Raw genomic sequence first — 14,023 nt, forward strand, 5'->3', positions numbered from 1 at the left:
ACCATTTTATCTAAGCATCATAAAGTTTTGGCTGCGAAAAATTAAATTTTCTGCAAGTAACACCGAAATTCAATCGCATGTCCGAGTGAGAGACAAGTTAGAAAACACTTGTTATGTTGATTTAGCTCAAACTTAGACAATAAAAAAGCACCAAAATGGTGCTTTTTTATTGTCTGTTTATACTAAGTTAAATTGGTTGAATTTAGAACATCTCTGCTGGCATTTGCATAATCGAAGCATCACCATTATTGACTTGCGCTAAATGATAATCAGCTTTAACTAATAATTTATCAATATAAAAATCACACAGATAACGCTTTTGAGTGGCAAAATCAGTATCAACGTTATCGGTAGATTTGTCTGCCATAATTAACCAGAAGTAACCATACAAGGTGTAGCCAAATGCATCTAAAAAGTCTACCGCACAAGCATTAATCAATGCGGGTTGAGATAATTTATTATCATTGATATAGGTCGCAGTGGTTAAAAGCGCATTAAGTCTTAAGGTAACAACTTCAACATGTTCAGGTTTAACATGCGTTAACTGGTTTAGCGTGTGAATGGATTCATTAACGAATAGTGTGAGTGTCTCAAGGTTATCTCCCGTGACTTTTCGGCCTAAAAAGTCGATAGCTTGAATTCCATTGGTGCCTTCGTAAATTTGCGCTATACGAGTATCTCTTACAAATTGCTCGATACCAGTTTCACGAATATAGCCATGACCGCCAAAGACTTGTTGAGCCATAATAGTGGCATCTAAACCCCTATCAGTTAAAAATGCCTTGGCAACTGGTGTCAACAATCCTACATATTGTGCTGCTTTAGCTTTAACATCACCTTCAGCGTATTTTGCTAAATCTAATTGCTTACCTGTTAATACCGACAACGCACGACCCGCTTCAGTCATTGCTCTAATGGTTAACAACATACGTCTAACGTCACCATGTACAATAATTGGATCAGACACACCAGTTGGTTTAACACCAGCAGCAACACCTTGTAAACGCTCTTTTGCATATTCACTTGCCATTTGATAAGCCGCTTGTGCGTTACCTAAGCCTTGAATGCCAATTGCTAAACGCTCGTAATTCATCATAGTGAACATACAAACTAAACCACGTTCAGGCTCACCAACTAAGTAACCAATGGCGCTATCGTAATTCATCACACAGGTAGCCGATGCTTTTAAGCCCATTTTATGTTCAATGGACCCTACAGTTACACCATTTGATTCACCAAGACTGCCATCCTTGTTCACTTTAATTTTAGGTACAAGAAATAGTGAAATACCTTTAGAGTCGGGCAATTTTGCTAACACAAGGTGAATGACGTTTTCTGTTAAATCTTGATCGCCGCCAGTAATAAAGATTTTGTTACCCGTAATGGCATAGCTCCCATCATCTTGAGGTACTGCTTTGGTGCGAATACCACGCAGATCTGAACCTGCATGAGGCTCTGTCATATCCATTGCACCAGCCCATTGACCAGAGTAAAGGTTGGGTAAATAAGTGTTTTTTAATTCTTCATTCGCATGAGCATTAATACACAGCGCGGCACCGGCGGTAAGTGAGCTATAAAGGACGAATGAATTACAGGCGCTATATCCCATCTCATCCACAAGAATACCCAGCATTTTTGGCATTCCCATACCACCAAATTCAGCGTCGCCACATAAACCGACCCAGCCGCCTTCTGAGAATTGCGTATAAACCTCTTTAAACCCATCTGGGGTAATGATGTTATCACCCTCGTGTACGACCCCTTGCTCATCACCTGTTCTGTTTAAAGGATGAATAAGATCACGGCTGATTTTGCTGGCTTCGTCTAAAATAGCAAGCGCAGTGTCAATATCGACCATTTCAGATAGTTCTGGCAATTGTTGCCACGTACTTGTTGCCTCAAATACGTCTTCTAACAAAAATTGCATGTCCTTTAACGGCGCTTGGTAAGGGTTCATATAAGTCTCTCAAACGAATAATTAAAACAGTTGTTTAAATTTATATAAATTACGAGATGAATACAAGAACAAACTCTGTAATAAACGATGCGAAACACATTTTTTTATTGATGAGTGGTAAGTTACCCTCTCAGGTTTATTCTAATTCACCTTTTGGGTTAGAATAGAGTCAGTGATTGAATCTATAGAAAACATGATGTCTTTAACACCGCTATACCACTCGCTTGAACGTGCAACCATAATCGGCAATGCAGATGGTGATTGGTCCCCCTGCAACGATGGTGCAACCATCACTTTTAACGCAACCGTGCACACCAACACCATTAATATTTGTAATGGTCCCTATGCTGGTGTAAGTGAAGCTTTTACCGTTGATAGAAGCGAAAATGATCAAGCATTTGTTGAAATACTCACCACTGTGGCACAAAGCCTAGTTAGTCAGATTGATTGTTGGCCATCGTCTGGGTTAACCACAGCGGTTATGTTGGCGGTGATCTCAAAACACGTTTCTTTAATGCGAATGTCTCTTTTGCCATCATTGGCCCGCTGTGAAAATATGGCTGCTTCTGAAACATTACCCTGTATGGTACACAATTGGCTTGGAGAGCGAAGAATAGCCTTGGGTATTGCCCTCACTCATCCTCATTTGTATTGGCCTGAGTTATATATTCAGCCGACTGTTTTACATGAGAGTTCGCAACAATTTATTGATGACCCTTTTGCCATACTATTGGGAGCTGGCAAGAGCTCAGAAAATGAAGAAATAGATCCAAGCCAGATTTCAAGATTGAAAATTCAAGCTCAACGTCCAAATGACTATGAAGAACAATTAACTATTTTAAAAAATTTAGCATCGCTCGATATTCACTATTGGTTGAGCGCAGCGACTCAACAAAAGCTGCTAAAATGTGAAAAATTGTTTTATAACCAAACTCCTGAGGATAAGTTGTCGAATTGGTTTTTGGTCGATTTGAAAGCCTCGCAACTACTAGATCCTATCCGTCACCAGTTAGCATATTGTCAGCAAGTATTAGTATTACAGCACATCAAAGATTAAAAAGCCTCACAATGTGAGGCTTTAACAAGCATGTTGATTACCACATTAAATCATCTGGAATCGCATAGTCGGCATAGGGATCATCTGCATCACTTACCTGCTCTACCGCATTATTTGCCGTTTCATCCCAAAGATAGCCACACCACTGAGGCACTAAAAGCTGAACTCTAACAGCCAGTTTATGTGGCACTAAATAGCTCTTGTCTTCATAACGTATAATACCTAACGACCCATTAAGCAGTTGAGCTTGAATTTTGTCGTTAATGTAAACAGAATAGATTTTGTTTTCTAACGTATAATTAAATTTGGTTTCAGCCTCTTTAGGCAGTGTAATGGCAAAGCGTGTAAATTCGGTAATTAAACCTTTTACTTGGCCTTTTTCTGTTGCCTCTTTAAATCGCTGTTCATTTAATTGTTTGTCTTTATTCGCTTGCTGTAATTTTTGTTCCGCAATTTGTTGTTTCAATGCTGCACTGCCATCATCAACTTTTGCTTTTTTATCTCTACGCTGTTGTGTTCTAGCATTTTTTACTTTTTGTTTGCTGGCTAAACCGGCTTTAAGTAACTGTTCTTGTAATGCATTCGCCATAGTAAATCCTTAATTATAAACCCTGTTTTACAGCCATGCTGCCTAATTCGGTCATTGCGATACTGGCGCCACCCAAAGACCAACCGCCATCTACAGGTAAAACTACACCTGTAATATAAGAGGCCATATCTGAAGCTAAAAACAATGCGGCGTTAGCAATGTCTTGTTTCTGACCATTGCGTTGTAATGGCACACTTGAGGCAACTTTTTGCTGCAAAGCATCGTTGGGCGCTAATCGATTAAAACCTTCAGTGTCAGCGATAGGGCCTGGCACAATCGAGTTAATTCTAACGCCTTCGATTCCCCATTCAATTGCTAAGGTTCTAGTTAACATATCAACCCCGGCTTTAGCTGCACAAACATGTGCTTGAAGCGGCATTGCGATATAGGCTTGTGGGGCTGAAATTTGAATGATAGAAGCATTTGGGCGCTTAAGTAACGAATAAGCTTGCTTTAACACTTGAAAACTACCAATGAGATCAATATCGATAACAGATTTAAAACCGTTATTAGAGAGTTTGGCTGCACTGGCGGGGAAGTTACCTGCGGCGCCACTGACTAGTACATTAATATGGCCAAATGATTTTGCAATAATAGTGAAACCTTGTGCTAAAGCGTGTTCATCACGCACATCAAAACTGACACCAAGGTGGTTGCCGTTTGGGTTAGCTTGTTTTAATAATGCCACAGCAGCATTCACTTTCTCAATATTTCTGCTGGCAACAGCCACATTGGCCCCGGCGTTGGCAAAGCTCACTGCAACTTGTAAGTTAATACCTGAGGTACCACCGACCACAACAACGTTCTGGTTAGTATAATCAAACATATTTAATCCTTATAAAAATGCAGTGAGTCGATAAAAACTTAAACTTGAGTTTGTAACGATTGATGAATTGCCGTCAATGCCGCTAATGGGTCAACAGCTTTGGTAATAGGTCTACCAATCACCAAATAATCTGAGCCGACAGCGATAGCTTGTGGCGGTGTCATAATGCGATGTTGATCACCAGCGTCACTTCCCGCTGGGCGTATTCCAGGAGTCACTAACTTAAAATCTTCACCAAAAGTAGATTTTAGCAATTTTGCTTCTTGAGCCGAACAAACTACACCATCTAACTCCGCTTGATGTGTCAGTTTAGCCAAGCGTAATACATGTTCGAATGCAGGCACATTGATACCAAGTAACGCCAAATCTTCATCTGACATTGAGGTTAAAACCGTTACGGCGATTAATAATGGTGCATCTTTGCCGTGTGATTTTAGTGCATTTTTGGCTGCTTGCATCATGGCTAAGCCACCACTAGCATGGACGTTTGTCATCCAAACGCCTAAGTCTGCAGCAGCACTGACTGCTTTAGCAACCGTATTAGGGATATCATGAAACTTTAAATCTAAAAACAAATCGAAATTACGATTATGGATATCCTTAACTAATGTTGGTCCGAACAAAGTAAACATCTCTTTGCCAATCTTTAATCGACACATTGCAGGGTCTAATTTATCGATAAGCGTTAAGGCATCAGCTTTGTTGTCGTAATCTAATGCCACAACAATCGGTTTATCCGTCATACTGTCTCCAACTTAAACATCTAGTGCTTTTAAATAATATTGATTTATGTTCTGTAATTACAGAGAAGTAAACTATTCTCCGTCTAACCCTTTAATACGTTTTATACTGCCCCACTGCTTACATGATGGGCAATGCCAATACAAAGCATGCGCAGGAAAACCACATTCATGGCAACGATAACTTGGGCGATATTTAATTTGCTGTTCTACTAACTTTTCAAGCATAGCTAGACTTTGCTTAGCCTTGCCATTTTCGGCTTGTTGAATATGGAGTTTCATTAAATGCTGAAACCCTTTCATTGTAGGGTGTCGATATAGATTATCCAGCATCATAGCTTCGGCTTTTTCACTGTTATCTTTGCTAATTTGATGTTCCGCTAATGCAATAGCAACCGTTGCACCAGCGCCTTTAGCTAATGCTTCACTGAGCAATTTTTCATAACCATCACAATCTGATGTTTGGCGGTAAACCTGTTTAGCAATATTTATACAATCAGGGAAAAGTACGTGATCCGCATCTAACAATTGTACCAGCGCTTGTTTGCATTCTTTAAACTGAAGACTATCTAAGTATATGTTTGCCAGAGCTAACCAGGCGCGACCACAATTTTCATCCTGCTTAATTGCAGAATGTAACTTTTGGATTTTAATTTGTGTATCAGATGCTTCATCTGCGAGCTGGCAATAAAAATGCGCTGTGGTGCATTTAAACACCTGTTGACGTTTTTTGGGAAGCTTTTGGGTCACGTTAATGGCGTTTTGCCACTCTTTAGTGACTTGATAAATAGAAATCAATTGTGACTCAGCTTCTTCACTATGGTCATCTTGATTAACCAAGTTAAGAAAAATTTCTTCGGCGCGATCGTAAAAACCTGCTGCCATATAGTCTTTACCTAATTCCATCATCGCAATATCACGCTGCTCTGTGGTTAAGTGTGGTCTGGCAATTAAATTTTGGTGAATACGAATCGAGCGGTCAACTTCGCCACGTTTTCGAAATAGTGAGCCTAATGAGAGATGTGTATCTATGGTTTCATCATCAACATCTAACATACTAATAAAAAGATCGACGGCTTTATCTGATTCATTTGAAAGCAAAAAGTTTAAGCCCGTAAAATAATCACGGCTTAATTTTTTACTTTTTTGACTATCACGTTGCAGAATACTTCTCCGCCCCATATACCAGCCGTAACCCGCTGCGATAGGCAATAATAGAAACAGTATTTCAAGCATATTTAAGGTGCGATATCCACGTGGGGCTGTGCCGCTAAGCTTTTACTATTTTCTGTTTGAACGTCCCCTAATTTGGCAAGGCTTTTGTTCGCCTTTCGTAAAGCAAGTTTCATTCGCATAATATAAAAACTGGCAAGCAACCAACTCAACACAAATCCAGTTAAAAATACGACAGCTAATACAACGGGTAAACGATACTGACCTTCGGCGACAAAGTAACTTAAAGTGACTATCTGTTCATTTTTAGCACCGAATAATAAGGCCAAGATAAACAACAGTCCTACAATAATAATTGCGAAAAAAGACTTCACGCGATTCTCCATTTGAACAAAGCAATAAAATGATTATCCAAGATATTTACTGTGCTGACCAGCTTTGACTTTGAATAGATACAAAAAAGCCTCCAACTGGAGGCTTTTTACTCAAGCGTTAATCATTGATTAACAGCATCGACACGTTCGCGCAGTTCTTTACCCGGCTTAAAGTGCGGTACATATTTGCCTTCCAACTCAACTGAGGTTCCAGTTTTAGGATTACGGCCAACACGTGGTGCACGATAGTGAAGAGAAAAGCTACCAAATCCACGGATTTCAATACGATCACCGGTTTCTAATGTTGTTGCCATTTGCTCCAACATTTCTTTGATAACACTTTCAACTTCTTTCGCCGACAGTTGCGACTGCCTGGTGGCGAGTTTTTCGATAAGTTCAGATTTAGTCATCCTAGCTATCCCCTATTTCCAAGCCAAACACAGTCGCCTAATGGGGAGGGATACTCCCCATACAACAGACGATTTTCGATTACTTACGAGCTGCTTTGAAAGCTTCAGCCATTGCGTTGCTGATTACAGCATCGTCTTGCTTGTTCAAAGTTGCAATCGCTTCTTTCTGTTCAGCTTCATCTTTCGCTTTGATAGATAAGCTGATAGAACGGTTCTTACGATCCACACCCATGAACTTAGCTTCGATTGCATCACCTACTGAGTATACTGTAGATGCATCTTCGATGCGCTCTGCAGAAATGTCAGCAACACGGATATAACCTTCAACAGTTTCAGCTAGTTCAACTGTAACACCTTTAGCATCAACAGCAGCAACGGTACCGTGTACTACGGTGCCTTTCTTCTTGTCAGCTAAATATGCATTGAATGGATCATCTTCAGTTTGCTTAACACCTAGGCTGATACGTTCACGCTCTGGGTCTACTGAAAGAACTACAGCGTGGATTTCATCGCCTTTCTTGTATTCAGAAACTGCGTCTTCGCCAGTACCGTTCCAAGAAATGTCAGATAAGTGAACAAGACCATCGATTCCGCCGTCAAGACCAATGAAGATACCGAAGTCAGTGATTGACTTGATCTTACCTGATACTTTGTCGCCTTTGTTAAACTTAGTAGCGAAGTCATCCCATGGGTTAACTTTACACTGTTTTAAGCCTAAAGAAATACGACGACGTTCTTCATCGATGTCTAAAACTAACACTTCAACTTCATCACCTAAGTTAACAACTTTAGATGGGTGAATGTTCTTGTTAGTCCAATCCATTTCAGAAACGTGTACTAGACCTTCAACGCCTTCTTCGATTTCCACGAAACAGCCGTAGTCAGTCAAGTTAGTTACGCGACCAGTTAAACGTGTGTTTTCTGGGTAGCGCTTGCTGATTTCTAACCATGGATCTTCGCCAAGTTGCTTAAGACCTAGTGATACGCGAGTACGCTCACGGTCATACTTAAGTACTTTAACGTTGATTTCGTCACCAACATTAACGATTTCAGATGGGTGCTTAACACGTTTCCATGCCATATCTGTGATATGTAATAGACCGTCAACACCACCTAAATCTACGAATGCACCGTAGTCAGTAAGGTTCTTAACGATACCTTTAACTGCTTGGCCTTCTTGTAGATTTTCAAGAAGTGCATCACGCTCAGCACTGCTTTCTGATTCGATAACAGCACGACGAGAAACAACAACGTTGTTGCGCTTCTGGTCTAGCTTGATAACTTTGAATTCTAATTCTTTGTACTCTAAGTGAGCGGTGTCGCGAACTGGGCGCACATCAACTAGAGAACCTGGTAAGAAGGCACGGATACCGTTTAATTCAACAGTGAAACCACCTTTAACTTTACCATTGATGATACCGATTACAGTTTCAGCATCTTCGTACGCTTTTTCTAGAACGATCCAAGCTTCATGACGCTTAGCTTTTTCGCGAGATAATTGAGTCTCACCAAAGCCATCTTCAACAGAGTCAAGCGCTACGTCAACTTCGTCACCAACTTGAATTTCTAAAACGCCTTGTGCGTTTTTGAATTCGTCAGCAGAAATTGGGCTTTCAGACTTAAGGCCTGCGTCTACAAGTACCATACCGTTTTCGATGGCAACAACTGTACCACGAACGATAGAACCTGGACGGAACTCAAGAGTTTGAAGGGATTGTTCAAATAGATCAGCAAAAGATTCAGTCATGTTTTTAAGTTACTTTATGTAATAAACCACCATCCATCCTAGATGTGGAGTCTAGTAATATTATCCACGTCATCCTTAACGTGAATACCTACAGCTAGTTTAGCTTAAATAACTAATAAAGTTACTATAAATCTTAACTAGTCCGTAATTTTTTTGTTTACATGCTCTAATACAAGAGCAAGTACGCCTTCAATTGAGATACCACTAGTATCGATAACTAATGCATCTTCAGCTGGAACCAAAGGTGAGGCTGAACGATTAATATCACGTTCATCTCGTTCTATAATCTCAGCTAAAAGGCGGTCGATTTTAACATCGAAGCCCTTGTCCTGCAACTGATTAAAGCGTCTTTCCGCTCGCTCTTGAGCTGAAGCGGTTAAGAAAATTTTCGCGGGCGCTTGAGGAAACACAACAGTTCCCATGTCTCGGCCATCTGCCACTAGTCCAGGCATTGCTGAAAAGGCACGTTGACGGCGTAATAATGCTTCACGAACACGCGGTAAGGCGGCGACTTTAGATGCAGCATCAGAGCACTCTTGACTACGAATCGTTGTAGTCACGTCTTCGCCTTCAAGCACAACTTTAATGGCATTACTGTCAGTATTCGTTAAAAACTGCACGTCTAAGTGAGCGGCCATCAAGGTTAATGCTTCTTCATTACTCAATTCTATATCGTGATGAATAGCTGCAAGGGCAAGTACGCGATAAATTGCACCGCTATCTAATAAATGCCATCCTAAATGTTTGGATAATAACTGACATATCGTCCCTTTACCTGCACCGCTAGGACCATCCACAGTCACGATTGGAGCCCGTTCAGTCATAAATTCCTCCGAAAAACATCATCCATGAATATAAAAAGTTTTACCCAAAATTAAGCGGCGGTATTGTATATCAATTCTAATTAAAAAACCTTTAATGGGCTAAAAAATTACTCAAAAGCAGACGAGATTGGCAATTTATATGACAATCTCGTTGGCAAACAAGGCTTCAGGGTTATTTAAGTTGATTAATAGAATGAGTTGATAAGCGTTGGAACTCGTCAAAATACGTTGGGAATGTCTTTGAGGTGCAATCTGGATCATTAATGGTGATGCCGCAATCAGCAAATGCCACTAATGAAAAACACATCGCCATTCGATGATCATTATAAGTATCAATTGCAGCTGTATTGATTGTGTTAGGTGGCGTGATGGTAATGTAGTCGTGCCCTTCCTCTACTATGGCACCTACCTTACGCAGTTCAGTCGCCATTGCAGCTAATCGATCGGTTTCTTTTATTCGCCAGTTATAAATATTACGTAAAGATGTAGTGCCTTTAGCAAACAAAGCTGCAGTCGCAATCGTCATTGCCGCGTCTGGTATGTGATTCATGTCCATATCAATGGCAGTTAAAGACGACTTTCTTGCTATAATAAAATCATCTCCCCACTCAATTTCGGCGCCCATAGCTGCAAGTGCATCAGCAAACTTTACATCACCTTGAATACTGAGTTTTCCTACGCCAGTCACTTTTACATCGCCGCCACAAATGGCACCTGCAGCCAAAAAATAAGATGCTGAAGAGGCATCCCCTTCAACAAGCACTTTACCAGGCGAAATATACCGCTGACCGGAGATAATTTCAAAACGAGCATAGTTATGGTTAATCACCTCTACACCAAACTGCTTCATTAATGCGATAGTGATATCAATATAGGGCTTTGAAACCAGCTCTCCCTTAATCACAATATTAACGCTGTCTTTTGCTAAAGGTGCGACCATCAACAAAGCGGTCAAAAATTGGCTTGATAAATCACCTGCAATCTCAACATCACCACCGTTTAGCCCCGTCGCATTGACAGTTAGTGGTGGAAACCCCGGATTTTTAAGGTAAGTAATAGCACCACCAAGTTGTTGTAAAGCGTCTACTAAATCTCCAATAGGCCTTTCTTCCATACGAGGTTCGCCCGTTAAAGTAAACTGCCCTTGCCCTAAGGTTAAGGCTGCGCATAGTGGACGCATAGCGGTACCGGCATTTCCAAGAAAAAGCGTTTGCGGCTCAACTGAATTCAATACACCACCAAGGCCTTGAACTTTGCACACTGTGTTGTTTTCACTGAGCTCAAATTTAACACCTAACTGTTTAAGTGAGGCTAACATATATCGAATGTCGTCAGAGTCGAGTAAATTTGTGAGTGTTGTGGTGCCTTTAGCTAAAGTCGCTAGCAACAATGCCCTGTTAGAGATACTTTTCGAACCTGGAATATTAATTTCGCCATTCATCTTTTCGATAGGCTCTAAATGCAGTTGCTTCATGTATGTCTTCTTCTATCAATTAATTAAATTCAGGATTCAAACTGTAGTGACCTTATGGTGAACATAAAATAACTGGAACTATTTAATTACATTCACCATAGTCGCTATACATTAATGAATGAACCACAGGTTTCAAGTCATTTTCACGATTAACGGCGAGATTATCAGCTTTATTGAATAAAATGCCACTCTATGTAATGGGAAGCCATTACAGCAGATTGTGGGTAAAGATGACAGTATTTTTTGTATGTCATTATTAGTTTCCAACTGAAATATTCTCAACTTAGCAATTAAACTGATTTGAGATAAATAAGGGCTTTAACTAAGTGTTTAAAGCGCGCTATCCTAGCTGAATATAAAAAGAAATGTCATTCATTAAAAGGTCTTCTCATGTTTGAATTATTAAAAGCCATGCCTGCTGATCCTATCTTAGGTTTGTTGACTCAATATCGTGCTGACTCACATCCACAAAAAGTAGATTTGGGCGTGGGGGTTTATAAAGATCCGCAGGGTCACACTCCTATTCTTGCTTGCGTAAAAGTGGCTGAACAACGACGTACGGATTCTGAAGATACTAAGGTTTATATTGGTCCTACTGGTTCACCTCTGTTCAATCAATTAATGACCGAACTCGCTTTTGGTAAAAATCATGTCGCTTTAATTGCCAATCGTATTAGAACAGTTTCAACCCCCGGCGGCACAGGCGCACTTCGTGTTGCTGCAGATTTCATTAAACGTTGCCGCCCTAATGCGGTGCTATGGGTGAGCGATCCTACATGGGCGAACCACACAGGATTATTTGAAGCTGCGGGAATAACTGTTAAAACTTATCCTTATTATGATTACGACACAAAATCATTAAAATTTGAGCAAATGCTTGCAGCGTTAAATCAGGTATCAAAAGATGATGTTGTGCTTTTACACGCATGTTGCCACAACCCAAGCGGTATGGATTTAACCACAGAACAATGGGATGAAGTCATTAGTGTGACGGCAAAACAAGGTTTTACACCACTTATTGATATGGCATATCAAGGGTTTGGTGATGGCGTTGATGAAGATGCTTATGGTGTTCGTCAAATGGCAGCAGCCGTAGAAAACATGATTCTATGTAGCTCATGTTCGAAAAACTTTGGCTTATATCGTGAACGTATTGGTGCTTGCTCTATTATTGGCAAAGATGCTGCTCAAACTGATGTGGCATTTTCGGTATTATTATATGTCGTACGTTGTATCTACTCTATGCCGCCAGCTCATGGTGCCGCAATTGTTGAAACCATTTTAGCGGACGCAGATTTAAAACAGCAGTGGTTAGATGAATTAGCTGTGATGCGTAACCGTATTAACGGTAATCGCAGCATGTTGGTTAATAAATTAATTGAAAACGGTGTTGAGCAGGATTTTAGTTTTATAGCTCAACAAAAAGGGATGTTTTCTTTCTTAGGCGTTAATCAAACTCAAGTTGAAACACTTAAATCGCAACACAGTATCTACATGGTGGGTTCAAGCCGGATCAGCATTGCTGGGATCAGTGAGTCGAATGTGGACTACTTAGCAAAATCAATCGCATCAATATTGTAAAAATTTAAAAAGGGCTGATTCATCAGCCCTTTTTATTATCGCTATTAATCGTTAATACTAACTGTGTTGCTTGGCAAATTCTTGCATAAACACAACTAATTTTTGTACGCCTTCAATTGGCATAGCATTGTAAATACTTGCACGCATACCACCGACTATACGGTGTCCTTTTAAGGCCACTAACCCCGCCTGCTCTGCGTCCGCTAAAAATTGACTATCTAACGCACTATCAGCCAGTTGGAATGTTACGTTCATTCTAGATCGATTTTCAATGGCAACACCATTTTTATAAAATGGGAGTAGATCAATACATTCGTAAAGTAATTGCGCTTTTTGTTGATTGATTTTTTCCATGGCACTGACGCCACCGACACTTTTTAGCCATTCAAATACTTCAGCAGCTAAATACCAAGCAAATGTGGGTGGAGTATTGAACATCGAGTCATTATCTTTAGTGATGTTGTAATCCATCACTGAAGATTGTACTAAACTAGGCAATGACAACATATCATCGCGTACAATCACAATCGATAAACCAGAAGGGCCGATATTTTTTTGGGCGCCCGCATAGATAAGACCAAATTTACTGACATCAATTTCATGAGACATAATGGTTGATGATAAATCAGCAACAATCGGCCAAGGGCTAGTAAGTGACTCAAATATTTCAATACCGTCAACGGTTTCATTCGCGCAATAATGCACAAATCGATAATCTTTGTTGATTTGGTTTAGATCAGGCAAACACACCTGATGTAAGCCATTAATGGTTTCAACAATATTGATCTCATCAATCTGCGATTCTCCGGCAATACGTTTGGCTTCTTTAACAGCTGAACTAGACCATTGCCCTGATGTTAAATATAAAGCGCGTCCGTTATTACCCAAGAAATTAGTGACCACATTGGTAAATTGTGCCCTGCCACCACCATGCATGAATAACACATGATAGTTTTGTGGAATATGCATGAGCTCACGGAGTGTCTTTTCAGCTTGCTGTGTTAAAGCAATGAACTCTTTACTACGGTGACTGATTTCCATTACGGAAACCCCTAAGCCATTCCAATCAATTAATTCCTGTTGTGCTTTTTGCATTACCGGTTGAGGCAACATCGCAGGACCTGCACAGAAATTATAAATTGTGCTCACAGACAACTCCTTCACTCAATGTTATTGATATCAGTTAGATGATAATAGACATGTAATACTAAGGGCTTTATTAGCTGATGAATAGTGCTTTATGAGTCGTTTTTGATGAATTTTTTTCCGTA

13 protein-coding genes are annotated in these 14,023 nt (G+C 40.2%); 2 read left to right on the forward strand and 11 right to left on the reverse strand.

The features are described from left to right. Positions 1-202: 202 nt before the first annotated feature. Positions 203-1,957 carry an acyl-CoA dehydrogenase family protein gene (locus NE535_RS08400; protein WP_261298191.1) on the reverse strand — a complete coding sequence of 585 codons (1,755 nt, stop codon included), beginning with the start codon at positions 1,955-1,957 and terminating at the stop codon, positions 203-205. A 172-nt stretch (positions 1,958-2,129) separates the two neighbouring features. Between NE535_RS08400 and NE535_RS08405 the strand changes: the two genes are divergently transcribed. Next, complete coding sequence (locus tag NE535_RS08405; RefSeq protein WP_261298192.1) at positions 2,130-3,014, forward strand: hypothetical protein; 885 nt, start codon at positions 2,130-2,132, stop codon at positions 3,012-3,014. Positions 3,015-3,051: 37 nt separating this feature from the next. On the opposite strand, the gene NE535_RS08410 is transcribed toward NE535_RS08405, so the two are convergent. From NE535_RS08410 to aroA, 9 genes are all read right to left on the reverse strand, one after another. Further along, a complete protein-coding gene (locus NE535_RS08410) occupies positions 3,052-3,603 on the reverse strand; it encodes a DUF2058 domain-containing protein (protein WP_261298193.1) in 552 nt (183 codons plus the stop codon). A gap of 13 nt (positions 3,604-3,616) precedes the next feature. Then, positions 3,617-4,429, reverse strand: coding sequence for an SDR family oxidoreductase (locus NE535_RS08415; protein ID WP_261298194.1), 813 nt, complete (start codon positions 4,427-4,429; stop codon positions 3,617-3,619). A gap of 38 nt (positions 4,430-4,467) precedes the next feature. After that, positions 4,468-5,172, reverse strand: coding sequence for an orotidine-5'-phosphate decarboxylase (pyrF, locus tag NE535_RS08420; RefSeq protein WP_261298195.1), 705 nt, complete (start codon positions 5,170-5,172; stop codon positions 4,468-4,470). Between the two features lie 72 nt (positions 5,173-5,244). Beyond that, positions 5,245-6,405, reverse strand: coding sequence for a lipopolysaccharide assembly protein LapB (lapB, locus tag NE535_RS08425; RefSeq protein ID WP_261298196.1), 1,161 nt, complete (start codon positions 6,403-6,405; stop codon positions 5,245-5,247). A gap of 2 nt (positions 6,406-6,407) precedes the next feature. Next, positions 6,408-6,716, reverse strand: a complete 309-nt coding sequence (locus tag NE535_RS08430) for a LapA family protein (protein ID WP_261298197.1) — start codon at positions 6,714-6,716, stop codon at positions 6,408-6,410. Between the two features lie 122 nt (positions 6,717-6,838). Further along, positions 6,839-7,126, reverse strand: coding sequence for an integration host factor subunit beta (ihfB, locus tag NE535_RS08435; protein ID WP_261298198.1), 288 nt, complete (start codon positions 7,124-7,126; stop codon positions 6,839-6,841). Positions 7,127-7,205: 79 nt separating this feature from the next. Next, positions 7,206-8,873, reverse strand: a complete 1,668-nt coding sequence (rpsA, locus tag NE535_RS08440; protein WP_188839695.1) for a 30S ribosomal protein S1 — start codon at positions 8,871-8,873, stop codon at positions 7,206-7,208. A 137-nt stretch (positions 8,874-9,010) separates the two neighbouring features. Further along, positions 9,011-9,697, reverse strand: a complete 687-nt coding sequence (gene cmk / locus NE535_RS08445) for a (d)CMP kinase (protein ID WP_261298199.1) — start codon at positions 9,695-9,697, stop codon at positions 9,011-9,013. A gap of 172 nt (positions 9,698-9,869) precedes the next feature. After that, a complete protein-coding gene (gene aroA / locus NE535_RS08450; RefSeq protein ID WP_261298200.1) occupies positions 9,870-11,171 on the reverse strand; it encodes a 3-phosphoshikimate 1-carboxyvinyltransferase in 1,302 nt (433 codons plus the stop codon). Between the two features lie 390 nt (positions 11,172-11,561). Here aroA and NE535_RS08455 point away from each other — a divergent pair, with 390 nt between their 5' ends. After that, positions 11,562-12,752 (forward strand): amino acid aminotransferase, encoded by a 1,191-nt coding sequence (locus tag NE535_RS08455; RefSeq protein WP_261298201.1) that lies wholly within the window; start codon positions 11,562-11,564, stop codon positions 12,750-12,752. 57 nt (positions 12,753-12,809) lie between these two features. On the opposite strand, the gene serC is transcribed toward NE535_RS08455, so the two are convergent. Continuing rightward, a complete protein-coding gene (serC, locus tag NE535_RS08460) occupies positions 12,810-13,901 on the reverse strand; it encodes a 3-phosphoserine/phosphohydroxythreonine transaminase (protein WP_261298202.1) in 1,092 nt (363 codons plus the stop codon). Positions 13,902-14,023: the final 122 nt, after the last annotated feature.

The organism is Shewanella holmiensis, from assembly GCF_025370255.1.
GTDB lineage: Bacteria > Pseudomonadota > Gammaproteobacteria > Enterobacterales > Shewanellaceae > Shewanella > Shewanella holmiensis.